Here is a 16,960-nt window from a genome sequence, read left to right on the forward strand (position 1 = left end):
TTTCCCTTTCCGGCGGTTCCGACTCTATCAGATCCTTTCGGGCCTGATTCCCAGTCAGCGGGAGTTGTCTTTCCGGCTGTTGGGCCGTTCCGACGTTCCAAACTCTAGCGGATTTCCCGGGCGACTCATAATCGAGTCTTCGAAATGAATTTCGGCATGCCGAAATTCGTCCCGGTTGGGAGATCGTGCTGAGTTGGGGTGCCGCATTCGCGGCGGGATGGCTGTCGCAGAACCGTTCCGGCTCCGTGACAACTCGGAGAACACTACGTATCCGGGAGGGGCGTGTCAACCCGGCCCCTCCGGGCCTCAGTCCAGGTCGGTGAGGCGTCCGCCCGCGTCCGGCTGGGTGTGTTCCACGCGGCGGAGGAGGCGGATCAGCAGCTCGCCCAGGACGCCGCGTTCGTCGCTCGACAGGTCCTGGAGGAGCTCCTCCTCGAAGTCCGTCGCCATGCGCATGGCCTCCAGCCACTTCGCACGGCCCTCGTCGGTCAGCTCGACGATCACCCGCACGCGGTTGTTCTCGTCGCGGTCGCGGGTCACCAGGCCCTCGCCCGCCATGCGGTCGATGCGGTGGGTCATGGCGGCCGGGGTGAGGCCGAGGCGCTTGGCGAGTTCGCCGGGGCCCAGGCGGTAGGGGGCTCCGGCCAGGACGAGGGTCTTGAGGACTTCCCACTCGGCGTTGCTGATGCCGAGATCGGCCACCTGGCGGCCGTACGCGACGTTCATCCGGCGGTTCAGCCGGCCGAGGGCGGAGACCACCTTCTCGACCTGGGGGTCGAGGTCGCGGAACTCGCGCTGATAGGCGGCGATCTGCTCGTCGAGGCTCGGCTCCTGCAGGGACTGCGTGCCGGGCTGCTCGGGGGTGTCGGACATGCGGCGAGTATCCCACGGCTGCCGTTGGCGTTGAAGTCCTTCGATGTGTATTGTTAAGGCTCGAACTTTAGTGTTGAAGTCTTCAGGGTTCAGTCCTTCAGGCCAGAAGTTGGTGAGTGTGACCAAGGTGAGGGGCGCAGCGATGCGCCGGATTCAGGCAGGTGGCGCGCTGAGCGCGTTCGGGCTCGGCTTCACCGTGCCGTACCTCTATGTGTACGTGGCGCAGGTGCGGGATCTGGGTGCGACGACGGCGGGTGCCGTCCTTGCCGTCTTCGCCATGGCCGCGCTCGTCGTCCTCCCCTTCAGTGGTCGGGCGATCGACCGGCGCGGGCCGCTCCCCGTACTGCTGGTCGCCGCGGTGCTGGCGTCGGTGGGCGCCCTCGGGATGGGGCTCGCGGGCAGTGTGACGACGGTGGTGCTGTCGGCGGCGCTGCTCGGCGCCGGTACGGCGGTCATGCAGCCGGCGCTCGCGACGATGATCGTCTGGTGCTCGACGGCGTCGTCGCGGACGCGGGCGTTCGCCATGCAGTTCTTTCTGCAGAACCTCGGGCTCGGTATCGGTGGCCTGATCGGCGGGCAGATCGTCGACGAGAGCCGCCCCTCCAGCTTCACCCTGCTGTTCTCGATCGAGGCCGTGATGTTCCTGGTCCTCGCCGGGATCGCCGCGTCCGTGCGGCTGCCCGGGTCCCCCGCTCTGCCGGGCGGTCGGCCCGAGAACACCGAGGCCAAGGCCAAGGGCGGGATGCGGGCGCTGCTCGGGCACAAGGTGATGGTGCAGCTGTGCGTGCTGGGCTTCGTCCTCTTCTTCGCCTGCTACGGACAGTTCGAGTCGGGGCTCGCGGCGTACGGCACCGAGGCCGCCGGGATCAAGCCGGCGACGCTCGGGATGGCGCTGGCCGCCAACACGGCCGTCATCGTCGTCGCCCAGTTCGTGGTGCTCCGGTTCGTGGAGCGGCGCCGGCGGAGCCGGGTGATCGCGGCTGTGGGGCTCATCTGGACCGCGGCGTGGGTGATCGCCGGGTACGCGGGGCTCGGGCACGGCAGCCAGACCATGGCGACCGCCGCGTTCATCTCCACGTACGCCCTCTTCGGGCTCGGTGAGGCGATGCTGTCGCCGACCGTGGCCCCGCTGGTGGCCGATCTGGCGCCGGAGTCGATGGTCGGGCAGTACAACTCCGCGTTCGCCCTGGTCAAGCAGCTCGCACTGGCGGTCGGTCCGGCCGTGGGCGGGCCCATGGGGGCCGCGCTGCACGGGCCGTACATCGTGACGTTCATCCTCTTCTCGCTCGGCATCACCGTGCTGGCGCTGCGGATGGGCAGGCAGCTCACACCGGTGCAGGACCAGCCGTCACTGGCCGCCAAGGCGTCCCGTGTCGTGGCCCAGCACAAGCCCGAGCAGCGGGTCGAGGCCTCCGCCTAGTCGGGCTGGTCGGGCAGGGCGAACTCGCACCAGACCGCCTTGCCGCCACCCGGCGTGCGGCGGCTGCCCCAGGACGAGGCGATCGTCGCGATGATCGAGATTCCGCGACCCGCCTCGTCCTCCGTTTCCGCGCGGCGGCGGCGCGGCAGATGGTCGTCGCCGTCCGTCACCTCGATGATCAGGCGGCGGTCCGTGCGCCTCAGCCGCAGGCGCATGGGCGGGGTGCCGTGCTGGAGCGAATTGGCGACCAGCTCGCTGGTGGCGAGGACGCCGAGATCGCGCAGCTCCGTCGGGAAGCGCCAGCTGGAGAGGACCCCGGAGGCGAAGGCACGCGCGCGTGGCGCGGCTTCGACGCCGCCGAGCAGTTCGAGGGCGGCGTTGTGGAAGAGCTCGGCGTCGGGGCCCGTACGGGAGGGGTGCTGGAGGACCAGGACGGCGACGTCGTCGTCGTGTTCGGCGGTGACTCCCAGGGCGCGCAGCAGCCTGTCGCAGACGACCTGCGGGGTGCCGGTGGCCCCGGAGAGGGCCCTTTCCAGGGCGGCGACGCCTTCGTCGATGTCCTCGCGGCGCCGCTCGACCAGGCCGTCGGTGTAGAGGACGGCGGTGGAGCCGGGCGGCAGGGCGATCGTGCCGGAGCTGTGGAGCCAGCCGCCCGTGCCGAGCGGGGGGCCGGTCGGTTCCTCGGCGCGGCGGACCGAGCCGTCCTCGTCTCTGACGAGGATCGGGAGGTGGCCGGCGGAGGCGTAGACGAGACGGCCTTCGTTGGGGTCGTGGACGGCGTAGACGCACGTGGCGATCTGGCTGGCGTCGATCTCCGCGGCGAGGCCGTCGAGGAGCTGGAGGACCTCGTGGGGCGGCAGGTCCAGCCGGGCGTAGGCGCGGACGGCCGTACGGAGCTGGCCCATCACGGCCGCCGCGCGGACACCCCGGCCCATCACGTCACCGATCACGAGGGCTGTGCGGCCCGCGCCGAGCGTGATCACGTCGTACCAGTCTCCGCCGACCGCCGCGTCCGTGCCGCCGGGCTGATACGTGGCGGCGATCCTGAGGTCGTCGGGCTGCTCCAGCTCCTGGGGCAGCAGGGAGCGCTGGAGGGTGACGGCCGTTTCGCGGTGGCGGCGCTCGCTGGCGCGCAGCCGCTCGGCGGCCTCGGCGTGGTCGGTGACGTCGGCGGCGTGCACGAGGACTCCGCCGCCGTGGCGCGGTGTGTCGACGGGCAGGCACGTGACCGTGTAGGAGCCGCCGTCCTGGGTGCGGCGGGACTTGACGGTACGTGGCTTTCCGCTGCGCAGGACCTGGTCCATCAGCGGCAGCAGGCCGAGCTCGTCGGCCTCCGGGCAGCCGCTGGCCGCGGGGGTGCCGGCCGGGCGCGGGCCGAACGCGGCGGCGTAGGCGTCGTTGACGTACGCGACCCGGTGCTCGGAGCCGTACACAAGGGCGACCAGGCCGGGGAGGCGGCCGAGGATCTCCCGTACGGAGAAGTCGTCAAGGGCGGGGACGTCGTCGGGCAGGGGCTCCAACTGGTCGTACTCACCCCGGGCGGCGGGCACGGAGCCGCGGTCCGACCGCGCGGCGGCGCGACGCTGCGTACCGGGGAGCCGGGCGCTCCAACGCGTGAAATTCACGGATCTGTAAGCCTCGTGGTGTCGTTGCCGCTGTCACTCTGTGCAGGTGTGAGCCCACCTATGGTCACACGTCCAGTGTGACCGACCGCACTGACAATGGGGTCAGTCGGACGCTTTGCCGTCCTTGGTATCCGCTTGCGGGTCGTCCTTCGGATCGACCTTCGCAGGTGCGGACGGGGGCGCTGCCGCGAGTTCGAACTCGGCGCGGGGATGCTCCAGTGAGCCGAGTGAGACGATCTCCCGTTTGAACAGGCCCGCGAGGGTCCACTCGGCCAGGACCCGGGCCTTCCGGTTGAAGGTGGGCACGCGGCTGAGGTGGTAGACGCGGTGCATGAACCAGGCAGGGTAGCCCTTCAGCTTGCGTCCGTAGACATGCGCCACGCCCTTGTGGAGACCGAGCGAGGCGACGGACCCCGCGTACGCGTGGGCGTACTCCTTGAGCGGCTGCCCGCGCAGGGACGCGACGATGTTCTCGGCGAGGACCTTGGTCTGGCGTACGGCGTGCTGGGCGTTGGGGGCGCATTCCTTGCCCGGCTCGTCGGAGGTGACGTCCGGGACGGCGGCGGCGTCTCCTGCGGCCCACGCGTGCGTGACGCCGTCGACGGTGAGGTGGGCCGTGCACTTGAGCCGGCCCCGTCCGTTGAGGGGCAGGTCGGTGGCCGCCAGGACCGGCGCTGGTTTGACGCCGGCGGTCCACACGACCGTACGGGTCGGGAAGCGGGCGCCGTCGCTGAGGACGGCGACGCGGTCCTCGCAGGACTCCAGACGGGTGTCCAGGCGTACGTCGATGTTGCGGGCGCGCAGCTCGCGGATGGCGTACTTGCCCATCTCCTCCCCGACCTCGGGGAGGATCCGGTTCGTCGCCTCGACGAGGATCCACTTCATGTCCTGGTGTTTGACGTTGTGGTAGTACCGCGCGGTGTAGCGGGCCATGTCCTCCAGCTCGCCCAGGGCCTCGACGCCGGCGTAGCCGCCGCCGACGAAGACGAAGGTGAGGGCGGCGTCGCGCAGGGCCGGGTCGCGGGTGGAGGAGGCGATGTCCATCTGCTCGATGACGTGGTTGCGCAGGCCGATGGCCTCTTCGACGGTCTTGAATCCGATGCCGTAGTCCGCGAGCCCCGGGATCGGGAGGGTCCGGGAGATCGAGCCGGGGGCGATGACCAGTTCGTCGTACGCCATCTGGACCGGGCCCGTGGACTCCTCCTCGGTGGCGAGGGTGGTGAGGGTGGCCGTTCGCTTGGCATGGTCGATCGCCTGCGCCTCGCCGATGACGATCCGGCACCGGTCGAGAACGCGGCGGATCGGGACGACGACATGGCGCGGCGAGATGGAGCCGGCGGCCGCCTCCGGCAGGAAAGGCTGGTACGTCATGTACGGATCGGGTGTGACCACGACGATCTCGACCGAGCCGCTTCTGAGCTCGGCCTTGAGCTTCCGTTGGAGGCGCAGCGCTGTGTACATGCCTACGTAGCCACCGCCGACAACGAGAACGCGCACAGGTTCGGTCACTGTCCCATGACGCAACGAGCTTCGGAGTTTGTCCACAGGCCCGACAGATTGTGTGACCGGGGGAGCGGGGAGGCGCGGGGTGGCGGACGGCCGGAGCGGGAGGGAATTCGAGCAGGTCAGGTCAGGGGTGGGGGGTACTGCGAGGGGGCATAATCGGGAGTGTTCCGGCCCTTGCTCCGATCGGGGGGCGCACCGTGCGGAACTGCCTCTTCTGAATTGACTCCGACTCAACTATGTTCGTATCCCGTCGGGGTGTCGGGTCGTCGCGTGATCGACCTGAGCGTGTCGGGTCTGGGGCCCCGACTGTCAGGGAGGGGAGTCTCCGGGGGGAGACATCATGACCGGGGGATATTTGTATGCATATTCAGGATTCGCATTGGCAGGCCGTCGTCACATCGGACGGCCTGGGTAACGGACGTGCGGGGGCCGCGGGACCGGCGGCTCACGGCGGCGGTGCGATCGGGCGTCCCGCCCCGCTGCGGGTGGACGCACAGCGCAATCTGGAGCACGTCCTGCGCGCCGCGCGCGAGGTGTTCGGCGAGCTCGGCTACGGGGCGCCGATGGAGGACGTGGCCCGCCGTGCGCGGGTCGGCGTCGGCACGGTCTACCGCCGGTTCCCCAGCAAGGACGTGCTGGTGCGCCGGATAGCCGAGGAGGAGACCTCCCGGCTCACCGAGCAGGCCAGGGCCGCGCTGGGGCAGGAGGAGCAGCCGTGGTCGGCCCTCTCCCGCTTCCTGCGGACGTCGGTCGCCTCCGGCGCGGGACGACTGCTGCCGCCGCACATACTGCGGGTAGGTGTGGACGTCGAGGACGTTCCGGTCGGCGAGTCGGGCCTGTTGGGTGCGTCGGGTGGGCTCGACGAGGCGCGGGTGCCGCAGCAGCGGCACGGCGAGCCGGGCCGTACGGAGCTGCGCGTGGTCGCGCCGCGCGGGGTGCCGGCCGTGGAGCAGGACGACGCGGGCGCCTCGGAGCTGCTCCAGGTCGTGGGCCAGCTGGTGGCCCGCGCGCGGGAGGCGGGTGAGCTGCGCGCCGATGTGACGGTGGCGGATGTCCTGCTGGTCATAGCCACGGCGGCGCCCGCGCTGCCCGACGCGGAGCAGCAGGCGGCCGCTTCGGCCCGGCTCCTGGACATCCTGCTGGAGGGACTGCGCTCCCGGCCCGCGTAGCGGGTACGGCGTGACGGCGGCGCGCTGTCTGTGTACAGCCCGCCGCTGCCGCCGGACCGTCCCGGTGGCACCACGTCATTGGGCAGTCCGTCGACGCTTCCACGAACGGGTGATATGCCGTGCCCGCTTTCGGTCTCCCACCCCGGATGAGTGGTTGGCCGGACGGGGGAGGACGGAGGGACTCGGCTCTGTGGCACGCTTGCCCGGAATCGCGGTCTGAGCGTGCGCAGGGGAGCTTCCGCCATGAGCGGTGACGGTCAGGTGCCCAACCAGGGCGTTCCCGGTGGTTCCTCCGGAGCTCCGACCAGCCCGCCGCCCGGGGTTCCCGCACAGCGCGATGGCGTGTCCGGCTCCGCACGGCAGGACTGGGCGCGCCCGGACTCCGTACTCCCGCCGCCGGTCGAGCTGCCGCCGTCCGACGCCGAATTGATCCAGCTCATGCGGAGCGGCGACGACAGCGCGTACGCGGAGCTGTTCCGCCGGCACTCGGGCGCGGTACGGCGGTACGCCCGTACGTGCTGCCGGGACGCGTACACCGCCGACGACCTGACCGGCGAGGTCTTCGCGCGGACGCTGCAGGCGGTACGCGGGGGCGCCGGGCCGGAGCAGGCCGTGCGGGCGTATCTGCTCACGACCGTACGGCGGGTCGCCGCCGCCTGGACGAAAACGGCGAAGCGGGAGCACCTGGTCGAGGACTTCGCGGCGTTCGCCACGGACGCGGCCGGGGCCGCCGAAGTCTCCGACGACACCGGCTCCTTCGGCGCGGGGCTGGACCTGGGCGCGGACGTCCTCGCCATGCACGAGGCCGAGCAGTCGCTCGCCATGCAGGCGTTCCGTTCGCTGCCCGAGCGGTGGCAGGCGGTCCTGTGGCACACCACCGTCGAGGAGGAGTCGCCGAGCGAGGTCGCGCCGCTCTTCGGGCTGACCGCCAACGCCACCGCCGTGCTCGCCAGCCGGGCCCGCGAAGGGCTCAAGCAGGCCTATCTCCAGGCCCATGTGAGCCAGTCGCTGACCTCCGGCGGGGACTGCGCCCGCTATGCCGACCGGCTCGGCGCCTACGCGCGCGGCGGGCTGCGGATGCGGGCCGAGCGCGGACTGCGCAAGCACCTGGACGAGTGCGCCAAGTGCCGGCTCGCCGCCGGTGAGCTGGCGCATGTCAACGCCGGGATCCCGGCGCTGCTGCCGGTCGCTGTCATCGGCTGGTTCGCCGCCGGGTACGCGCTCAAGGCGGCCGGGGTCGTGGCCGGTGGCGCCGTGGGCGCCGCCGGGGCGGGGGCCGCCGCGGCCGCGACCGGGTCCTCGTCCGCCTCCCCGGGGGCGGCGTCCGTCGCGGCGGCCGAGGGGCTCGGCGCCCCGGCGAAGGCCGGTCTTGTGGCGGCGGTGGCCGTCGCCGCGTCCGCTGGGCTGGTCTGGGCGCTCTCCGGCGACCCGGAGCCGGTGGCCCGGCCAAGGCCGACGCCGCCGGCCGTGGCACCCGTCGCGCCGCCCAAGCCGACCCCGCCGAAGCCGACCCCCTCCCCCACGCCGAAGCCTGCGGCCCCCGCGCCCGCCCCGACACCGACGCCCCGGCCGACGCCGCCGGTCACACCGAAGCCCAAGCCCGCGCCGCCCAAGCCGACCCCGAAACCGCCCCCGCCCACCCCCAAGCCGAGCCCCTCCCCGACCACGCCGAAGCCCCCGCCCCCGCCCCCGGCGCCCGCCATCTTCCAGCTCAACGAGCTGACGTACGACATCGCCGGCGACGGCACCAGGCCCGAGGTCCGGATGGGCGGGAGCAGTTGGCTCTGGCAGCGCTACGGCATGCGGATCGGCGGGGAGTCGTACGCCCACGGCGTCAGCGTGCACACCCGCTCCTCGGTCACCATCGACCTCAACCGCCCCTGCCGCAGCTACGAGGCGCGTGTTGGCGTCGACGACATGACGCTGGGTCTGGGCGCCGCGCGATTCTCCGTCTACGGCGACAGAGGCCGCCTGTGGCGCTCGAAGGTGATCCACGGCGGTGACCAGGCGGTCCCCCTGCGGGTCGACATCTCGGGCCAGAAGACGATCCGCCTGGTCGTGGAGCCGCGCGCGCCGTTCGGCGGGGTGGCTGTGGCGGACTGGGCGGTGTCCCGGATCGGCTGCGGCTGACACGGGGGCGGGGCGGAGAAGTCCCCCACCCCGCCCCTTCCCGAAACCCTGCCGGGGGCGGGTGGGGGGACAGCTCAGGGGCGAAGCCCCCGGGGCCCCGCCGGGCGGCAGCTGCGCGCCGCAGGCGGGCCAGGGCGGCCTTTCGGATGGGCAGCTGCGCGCCGCAGGTGGAGCGGTCCGGGCACCCGCTGGGCGGTAGCCGCGCGGGCCTCAGCTGGGGAGGCCCCTTGCCGCTGGGGAGGGGAGCCATCTCGTGGTCGTGGAGGTCAGGGGGGTCCGGGGGCGGGGGGTGTTCGGGCCCGTCCAGCAGGTGCCGCGGCGGGAGAGGAGGCGGCGGAGCCAGAGTTCGGTGGAGACGAGGTCCGCGAGGCCGTCCAGGGGGACCGGGGCGCCGTCCGCGGCGGAGTGGAGGGCTTGGCGGACCACGTGGGCCTCGATCAGGCCCGCGTCGGCGAGGAGGGGGGCCTCGAAGAGGGCCAGGAGGTAGGGGAGGGAGAGGCTCAGGCCCGCCCGGGTCGCCGCCGCGGAGGTCGCGTGGGACGGCGCGCCCCAGCCGGGGGGCAGGTCGTGGATGCCGGCGCCGGCGAGGACCGCGCGCAGGACGGCCGCGCGGGCGCCCGGCTGGACGCGGAGGGCTTCGGGGAGCGCGCGGCAGGCCCGTACGACCTGGTTGTCCAGGAAGGGCGCGTGCAGACGCTGGCTGCGGATCTCCGCCGCCTGCTCCAGGACCCGGTGGTCCGCCGCCGCCCGTACGAGCGCCGCACGCGCGCGTGCCTCCCCCGGCCGCTGCACCGAAGTGGGACGCGTCGCGGCCTGGTTGAGCCGGACCGACACCTCCGCGAGCGCCTCCCCCGTCAACCAGCGCGCCGCCGGTCCCGGCCGGGACCAGGCGAGCGCGGCGAGGGACGCGCCGAGCGGCCCCGACGGGCCGGGGCCCGAGCGGTTCGCCTCCAGGAGCAGGTCGGCCGCCGTCTCCAGGCCGGTGCGGTAGGGCGTACGGGCGAGGCGGCGCGCGGCGCGGTAGACGGTGAGCGGGACGAAGAAGGACTGGGCGGAAGGACCGGACGCCTTGGCGAGCGCGGTGACCGGCTTCAGCAGGTGCCGTCGGCGGCGGTCCATGAGGAGGTCGGCGAGGCGGGCGGGGTGGGCGTCGAGGACTTGCCGGGCGCCGATGCCGGTGAAGTGGTCGGCGCTGCCGGAGGCGAGCCGCCGCCGGTGGCGTTCGGCGGTGACCAGGGAGGGCCCGGGTTCGTCGGTCAGTGGGCCTTCCAGCTCGGCGTACGGCAGGGCCTCCTCGGCCGCGGCGACCACGACGTGGTGCAGGCGGGGGTTCGCGGCGATGGCACGGGCCCGTTCCAGTTCGGCCTCGCGGCCCTGGCTGGTGAGGTCGTTGAAGGTGACCGCGATGAGTCGCTCGCCCGCGCCGGTGCCGTGGCCGAGGACGGTGCCGGGGTTGCCGGGGAGCCCGGCGGCCAGCAGGGCGAGGGTGCTGGACGCGCTGCCGCCGGAGAGGTCGGCGCCGATGCCGGGGGCGGGGCCGCCACGGGCGGCGCGGCGGTCCGCGGGGCCCATGCCGGGGACGGGCCCGGGGTCCGGCGGCGGGAGGTCGGGGGCGTGCCGGGGCGCGGTGAGCCGGGCCCGTACGGCCGCGACGAGGGCCTCCCGTACGCCGTCGACGGCGCGGTCCGCGTCGAGCTGGGGCGCGGCGACGGCGAGCGAGGCCACCGGTTCGTATCCGGCGATCTCGCGGGAGCCCTCGCGCAGGATGAGGGCGTGGCCTGGCGGGACGCGTCTGACCCCGGCGTACGGGGTGGAGTCGCGCAGCGCCTCCGGGGTTTCGGGGCAGGCGAGGAGCGCGGCCAGGTGGCCGATGTCGAGCTGGGCCTCGATGAGGTCGGCGAGCGGCAGGGCGGCGGTGGCGTAGGCGGTGCCGCCCGCCCAGGGGGTGTGGAAGACGGGCCGCGCGCCGGCGAGGTCGCCGGCGACGGTGATGCGGCGGCCGATCTGAGCGACGGCGGTGTAGCTGCCGGGCCAGGCGGTGAGATGGCGCAGGGCGCCGCCGCGCGCGGCGAGCAGTCCGGCGCGTAGTTCGTCGTCGCCCGCGGCGCAGCAGCCGAGGACGGCGAGGCGGGTGATGGCGGGTGCGTCGACGGTGACGACGCGTACTTCGTCGGGGCGCCAGTCGCCGACCGCCCACAGCGGATCGGGGTCACCCCACAGGAGCTGTGCGCCGACAGGGTGGACGGTGCGCGCGTCGGCTCCCGCTCCGACCGTGCCCGCCGTACCGAACCGTGCGGCGATACTGCTCCAGCCGACCAGCCACCGCATCGCGCCTCCACAGACTGTGGACAACCCTCACCACGTTCAGTGGGGAACATGCTGCCACGACAACGGCGCACAGGAGTGGCTCAGGGTAGCGCGCGCAAAAAGGGAACGCGCCCCTGGCATTGGCCAGTTGCCGACGGTCGCACGGCTGCGCGAAACCGTCCGGCCATGGGCGGCATCCGGCCATTCTCGGCGCCCGGCGGAACCGCACGGCGCCCCTACGACGGTCCGGGAGGCGGTGTCCGCCCCCCGGACCGGTCCGCCGCCCGCGGGGATTGAAGGCGGCGGTGTCCCCCAGCCCACTGGTCCAACGCGCAGTGGGCCGACCCACGCGATACTCATGGAATCGCCCCGCCCCGCCGACGGGCGAGAGCGCACGGCCGGGCGCACGGCCACACACCGGGAGCACGACGGCCGGTCACCATCCGCCCGTACGCACAACAATCTCGCCATACGGAACACCGCCTCTTAACGGTCGGGATGCGGCGAACTACGCTGTGTGTCACTGCTGTTCTCCGCAGGGGGCGCATATTCCGAGGGGCTCGGCCACATGCTCTTGCGGTCGGAGTTCCCGGAGGTCCGGGGGGTGTCACCGGGAGGACGCAGTACGAATGCCGTGCGCCCCTGCCTGGTGTCACGGCGGCCGTCGGTGTGTCGAGGGGTGGCGCATGTCCAGGGAGCAACGCGGGCCGAACGAAAAGCTCGGCACGGTTCTCGCCCTCGCGGGAATCAGCAACGCCGGACTGGCCCGGCGGGTCAACGACCTCGGCGCGCAGCGGGGTCTGACCCTTCGCTACGACAAGACGTCGGTGGCCCGGTGGGTGTCGAAGGGCATGGTGCCGCAGGGCGCCGCGCCGCACCTCATCGCCGCCGCGATCGGCCAGAAGCTCGGTCGGCCGGTGCCGCTGCACGAGATCGGCCTCGCGGACGCCGACCCGGCGCCCGAGGTGGGTCTCGCCTTCCCGCGCGACGTCGCCGAGGCGGTCCGGTCGGCCACCGAGCTGTACCGGCTGGATCTCGCCGGTCGGCGCGCCGGCGGTGGCGGGATCTGGCAGTCCCTGGCGGGCTCCTTCGCGGTCAGCGCGTACGCCACGCCCGCGTCCCGGTGGCTGATAACACCCGCCGACTCGTCGGTCGAGCGGTCTGTGGAGGCCCCGGACGGGGGCCACGCGCGCGTGGGGCACAGCGATGTGGCGAAGCTGCGCGAGGCTGCGGAGGACGCCCGGCGCTGGGACTCCAAGTACGGCGGCGGGGACTGGCGTTCGTCGATGGTCCCCGAGTGCCTGCGGGTCGACGCGGCGCCGCTGCTGCTCGGCTCGTACGCCGACGAGGTCGGCCGGGCGCTGTTCGGCGCGACCGCCGAGCTGACCAGGCTGGCCGGCTGGATGGCCTTCGACACCGGCCAGCAGGAGGCCGCGCAGCGGTACTACATCCAGGCGCTCCGACTCGCCCGCGCCGCCGCCGACGTACCGCTCGGCGGCTATGTGCTCGCCTCCATGTCGCTGCAGGCCACCTACCGCGGCTTCGCCGACGAGGGCGTCGACCTGGCCCAGGCCGCCCTCGAACGCAACCGCGGCCTCGCCACCGCCCGCACGATGTCCTTCTTCCGGCTCGTGGAGGCCCGCGCCCACGCCAAGGCGAACGACGCGGTGGCCGCCGGGGCCGCGCTGAAGGCCGCCGAGGGCTGGCTCGAGCGCTCCCGGGACGGCGACGCGGACCCGTCCTGGCTGGGCTTCTACTCGTACGACCGGTTCGCCGCCGACGCCGCCGAGTGCTACCGCGACCTGAAGGCCCCCCGGCAGGTGCGCCGCTTCACCGAGCAGGCCCTGTCCCGGCCGACCGAGGAGTTCGTCCGCTCCCACGGCTTACGCCTGGTGGTGAGCGCGGTCGCCGAGTTGGAGTCGGGGAACCTCGACGCGGCCTGCGCGGCGGGCACGCGCGCGGTGGAGGTGGCCGGGCGGATCTCCTCCGCCCGTACGACCGAGTACGTACGGGACCTGCTGCACCGCCTGGAGCCGTACGGGGACGAGCCGCGCGTCGTGGAGCTGCGGGAGCGGGCCCGCCCGCTGCTGATGGCTCCGGCGTGACCCACGTCCCACCTGTCGACGTGACCCGTGTCCCACCTGGTTTAAGCGCATTGTCAGTGGGTCAGTGCACTATTCGGGGTGGGAGGTGGGATCGGTGTTCGACTGCGACGTGCTGGTGATCGGTGGCGGGATCGTCGGTCTGTCGACCGCGTACGCGATCACCCGTGCCGCGCCCGGGACCCGGGTGACCGTCCTGGAGAAGGAGGCCGGCCCCGCCCGGCACCAGACCGGGCGCAACAGCGGCGTCATCCACAGCGGCATCTACTACCGGCCCGGCTCCCTGAAGGCACGTTTCGCCGTGCGCGGCGCGGCCGAGATGGTGAAGTTCTGCGCGGAGTACGGCATCGCGCACGAGGTCACCGGCAAGCTGATCGTCGCCACCGAGCGGGACGAGCTGCCCCGGCTGCACACGCTGGTGCAGCGCGGCCGGGAGAACGGCATTCCGGTACGGGAGCTGGGCCCGGCGCAGATCAGCGCGTACGAGCCACGCGTGCGTGGCCTGGCCGCGATCCATGTCGGCACGACCGGGATCTGCGACTACGGCGCGGTGGCGGCGCAGCTCGCGGACGCCTCCGGGGCCGAGATCCACTACGGCTCCGAGGTCACCGCGATCGACCGACGGCCCTGGGGTGTGGCGGTGCGGACGGCGGCCGGGCGGATCGTGCGGGGCCGGATCCTGGTGAACTGCGCCGGGCTCCAGTGCGACCGGGTGGCGCGGCTGGCCGGCGACGACCCGGGCATGCGGATCGTCCCCTTCCGGGGCGAGTACTACGAACTGACCCGCCCGGACCTGGTGCGGGGCCTCGTCTACCCGGTGCCGGACCCGGCGTTCCCCTTCCTCGGGGTGCATCTGACCCGGGGCATCGACGGCGGCGTCCACGTGGGGCCGAACGCGGTGCCCGCGCTGGCCCGCGAGGGCTACGACTGGACGGTCGTCCGCCCCCGGGAGCTGGCGTCGACCCTGGCCTGGCCGGGCTCCTGGACCATCGCGCGGCGCCACTGGCGGTACGGGGCGGGTGAGCTGCGGCGATCCGTCTCGAAGCGGGCGTTCACGGCGGCCGTGCGCCGCCTGCTGCCCGCCGTCGAGGAGTCCGACCTGCGGCCGACGGCGGCGGGCGTCCGGGCGCAGGCGGTCCTCCGGGACGGGACGCTGGCGGACGACTTCCTGATCCGCGAGGCGCCGCGGACGGTGCACGTCTTGAACGCGCCGTCTCCGGCGGCGACGGCGTCGCTGCCGATTGGGCGGGATATTGCGCGGCGGGCGTTGGCGGCGTTGTAGGCGCGGCGGGGGGTGGGGCGTTTGTTTCCCCCGCCCCGCCCCTCCCCGAAACTCTGACGAGACCGGGGGCTGCGCCCCCGAACCCCCGGAGCGGCAGCTCCGCGCCGCGGGGCGGGGGGCGGGCGGGGCCGAGGTGCCCGCCCCGGACCCCCAGCCGCCCGCCTCGCGCCGCGCGGACAGCCCGAGGCGGGCGTTGGCGGCACCCCGAACCCCCGGAGCGGCAGCTCCGCGCCGCGGGGGCACCCCGGACCGTGCCCGACAGGCCGCGCACCTTCCGCGGCGCGGACCGGCGCCCCGGCGCCCCCCGTAGAATTGGGGCCACTGTGTCTGAGCCCCGCGAAACCGCACCCCACGCCCCCGTCCACCCCGCCCCCGCCCGGCGGGGCAGTCGGATGTTCGCGCCTGGGGAGGGGCCGTCGCCCGATCCTGCTGGGTCGCATCATGAGCGGCGGATTCGGAGTTTTCAGCCGCGGCGTAGTCGGGTCACCGCCGGGCAGGCGGAGGCGTTGCTGAAGTTGTGGCCGAGCTGGGGGCTCGACATCGACGGGCAGCGGGTGCTCGATCTGAAAGAGATGTTCGGCGGGCTGCCGGTCGTCCTGGAGATCGGGTTCGGGATGGGGGAGGCCACCGCGCAGATGGCCGCCGACGACCCGGACACCGGGATCCTCGCCGTGGACGTCCACACCCCCGGCCAGGGCAACCTCCTCGGTCTCGCCGACCGGCTCGGGCTGTCCAACATCCGCGTCGCCAACGGTGACGCGATCATCCTGCTGCGCGAGATGCTCACGCCCGACGCCCTCGACGGCGCCCGCGTCTACTTCCCGGACCCTTGGCCGAAGAAGCGCCACCACAAGCGGCGCCTGATCCAGCCGGAGTTCCTCACCCTCCTCGCGACCAGGATGAAGCCCGGCGCCGTCCTGCACTGCGCCACGGACTGGGAGCCGTACGCCGAGCAGATGCTCGAAGTGCTCTCCGCCCATCCGGACTTCGAGAACACCGTGCCCGAGGGCGGCTACGCCCCCCGGCCGGCCTTCCGGCCGCTGACCCGTTTCGAGGGCCAGGGCCTGGACAAGGGCCACGTCGTGCACGACCTGCTGTTCCGCCGGAAGTAGCCGCGAGCCGCGGAAGCCGTCGCGCCTGTCAGTGGGCCTCGCTAGGGTCATCAGGTGTCCGAGTCATCTGCGCCGCACCAGCCCGCCGTCCCGGTCTACGAGGCCGAGCCGACGTTCGCTGCCGTGCCGGACCGCGCCCAGTGGCGGTACGTCCCGCGGCGCGCGTTCTGGCGCAGCAAGGTGGTGCGGCTCGTCGCGGTCTTCACCGTCCTCGCCCTCTGCGGCCTCGTCCTCCTCGCGATCGTCCGCGAACAGACCGGCACGGAAGGCTTCCTCGTCGGCCTGGGCCTGGCCACCCTCCCTGTACCGCTGCTGATGGCCGCCTTCCGCTGGCTCGACCGGGTCGAGCCAGGACCCTGGCGGAATATGCTGTTCGCCTTCGGCTGGGGCGCCTGCGCCGCCACCCTCGTCGCGATCGTCGCGAACACGTTCGCCACCCGCTGGATCGCCACGGCCACCGCCGACCCCTCCTCGGCCGACACCCTCGGCGCCACGGTCATCGCACCAGTCGTGGAGGAGAGCGCAAAGGCCGCCGCGATCCTGCTGCTCTTCCTCTTCCGCAGACGGGAATTCGGCGGCCTGGTCGACGGCGTTGTCATCGCCGGCTTCACAGCCACCGGCTTCGCCTTCACGGAGAACATCCTCTACCTCGGCAACGCCTTCGGCGAGGACCAGGAGTTCGGTTCGAGCGGCCTCGGCTCGGTGACCGCCGCGACCTTCTTCGTACGGATCGTGATGTCGCCCTTCGCGCATCCGCTCTTCACCGTCCTCACCGGCATCGGCTTCGGCGTCGCCGCGATGCTCGCCCGCCGCCGCCGCGTCCTGCGCACCCTGCTGCCGCTGCTCGGTCTCACCCTGGCCATGGGCATGCACGCGCTCTGGAACGGCTCGGCGTCGCTCTTCGGCCCCTGGGGCTTCTACGCCGTCTACGGCGCCTTCATGGTCCCGGCGTTCGGGCTGCTGACCTGGCTGGCGATATGGAGCCGGCAGCGGGAGCTGCGCACGATATCCGGCGCCCTGCCCGCCTACGCCGCGGCCGGCTGGCTCTCCCCTGCCGAGCCGCTCGCGCTCTCCTCGATGCGGGCGCGGGGCATGGCGCGGGACTTCGCGGCCAGGACGTACGGACCGGCGGCGGCCCGCGCGGTCGTCGAGTACGAGGCGTTCGCGACGACCCTGGCGTTTCTCCGCCACCGGGCCCACCGCGGCGCGGCGGGCCCGGACTTCATGGCGCGTGAGCAGGAGCTGCTGCACCACCTGTGGCAGCGCAAGGCGGTCGCGGGCCCCTCGCTGACGTACGCGGCGCGGGCGACGGGCCGGGTGTGGACCCCGCCGCCGCACCTGGACTACGACGGCGCGTACAACCCGTACCGCGCCTGACCCTCGACATCCGGGACCGCCCGCGACCTACCGGGCCTGACCCACGGCCGGGCCGCT

Annotated in this window: 11 protein-coding genes; 7 read left to right on the forward strand and 4 right to left on the reverse strand. The window is 73.2% G+C overall.

All coding sequences use genetic code 11. The features are described from left to right. Window positions 1-306: 306 nt before the first annotated feature. Window positions 307-873, reverse strand: coding sequence for a MarR family winged helix-turn-helix transcriptional regulator (locus ACZ7LT_RS14395; RefSeq protein ID WP_471236363.1), 567 nt, complete (start codon window positions 871-873; stop codon window positions 307-309). A gap of 142 nt (window positions 874-1,015) precedes the next feature. On the opposite strand from ACZ7LT_RS14395, the gene ACZ7LT_RS14400 reads away from it, so the two are divergent. After that, entirely contained in the window at window positions 1,016-2,293 is a 1,278-nt protein-coding gene (locus ACZ7LT_RS14400) for an MFS transporter (RefSeq protein ID WP_471236364.1), read from the forward strand. Here ACZ7LT_RS14400 and ACZ7LT_RS14405 read toward each other — a convergent pair. Together ACZ7LT_RS14405 and ACZ7LT_RS14410 are read right to left on the reverse strand one after the other, a co-directional pair. After that, on the reverse strand, window positions 2,290-3,918 hold the full coding sequence (locus tag ACZ7LT_RS14405) for an ATP-binding SpoIIE family protein phosphatase (RefSeq protein ID WP_471236365.1): 1,629 nt from the start codon (window positions 3,916-3,918) through the stop codon (window positions 2,290-2,292). The two genes, ACZ7LT_RS14400 and ACZ7LT_RS14405, sit on opposite strands and share 4 nt — an antisense overlap. A gap of 102 nt (window positions 3,919-4,020) precedes the next feature. Further along, a complete protein-coding gene (locus ACZ7LT_RS14410; protein WP_471236366.1) occupies window positions 4,021-5,379 on the reverse strand; it encodes an NAD(P)/FAD-dependent oxidoreductase in 1,359 nt (452 codons plus the stop codon). A 404-nt stretch (window positions 5,380-5,783) separates the two neighbouring features. On the opposite strand from ACZ7LT_RS14410, the gene ACZ7LT_RS14415 reads away from it, so the two are divergent. Then, window positions 5,784-6,593 (forward strand): TetR/AcrR family transcriptional regulator, encoded by an 810-nt coding sequence (locus ACZ7LT_RS14415; protein WP_471236367.1) that lies wholly within the window; start codon window positions 5,784-5,786, stop codon window positions 6,591-6,593. 243 nt (window positions 6,594-6,836) lie between these two features. Beyond that, window positions 6,837-8,723 (forward strand): sigma-70 family RNA polymerase sigma factor, encoded by a 1,887-nt coding sequence (locus ACZ7LT_RS14420; protein WP_471236368.1) that lies wholly within the window; start codon window positions 6,837-6,839, stop codon window positions 8,721-8,723. Window positions 8,724-8,933: 210 nt separating this feature from the next. Here the strand turns inward: ACZ7LT_RS14420 and ACZ7LT_RS14425 are convergent, their stop codons facing one another. After that, window positions 8,934-11,051 (reverse strand): asparagine synthase-related protein, encoded by a 2,118-nt coding sequence (locus ACZ7LT_RS14425; protein ID WP_471236369.1) that lies wholly within the window; start codon window positions 11,049-11,051, stop codon window positions 8,934-8,936. A 665-nt stretch (window positions 11,052-11,716) separates the two neighbouring features. Here ACZ7LT_RS14425 and ACZ7LT_RS14430 point away from each other — a divergent pair. The 4 genes from ACZ7LT_RS14430 to ACZ7LT_RS14445 all read left to right on the forward strand — a co-directional run bounded on the left by ACZ7LT_RS14430 (window position 11,717) and on the right by ACZ7LT_RS14445 (window position 16,903). Beyond that, window positions 11,717-13,135, forward strand: a complete 1,419-nt coding sequence (locus tag ACZ7LT_RS14430; RefSeq protein ID WP_471236370.1) for an MFS transporter — start codon at window positions 11,717-11,719, stop codon at window positions 13,133-13,135. Window positions 13,136-13,229: 94 nt separating this feature from the next. Next, window positions 13,230-14,414: an L-2-hydroxyglutarate oxidase gene (gene lhgO / locus ACZ7LT_RS14435; RefSeq protein WP_471236371.1), complete on the forward strand. Its 1,185-nt coding sequence runs from the start codon at window positions 13,230-13,232 to the stop codon at window positions 14,412-14,414. 392 nt (window positions 14,415-14,806) lie between these two features. Next, window positions 14,807-15,526 (forward strand): tRNA (guanosine(46)-N7)-methyltransferase TrmB, encoded by a 720-nt coding sequence (gene trmB / locus ACZ7LT_RS14440; protein WP_471236969.1) that lies wholly within the window; start codon window positions 14,807-14,809, stop codon window positions 15,524-15,526. Window positions 15,527-15,580: 54 nt separating this feature from the next. Further along, a complete protein-coding gene (locus ACZ7LT_RS14445; RefSeq protein ID WP_471236372.1) occupies window positions 15,581-16,903 on the forward strand; it encodes a PrsW family intramembrane metalloprotease in 1,323 nt (440 codons plus the stop codon). Window positions 16,904-16,960: the final 57 nt, after the last annotated feature.

The organism is Streptomyces sp. NPDC039465, from assembly GCF_055639315.1.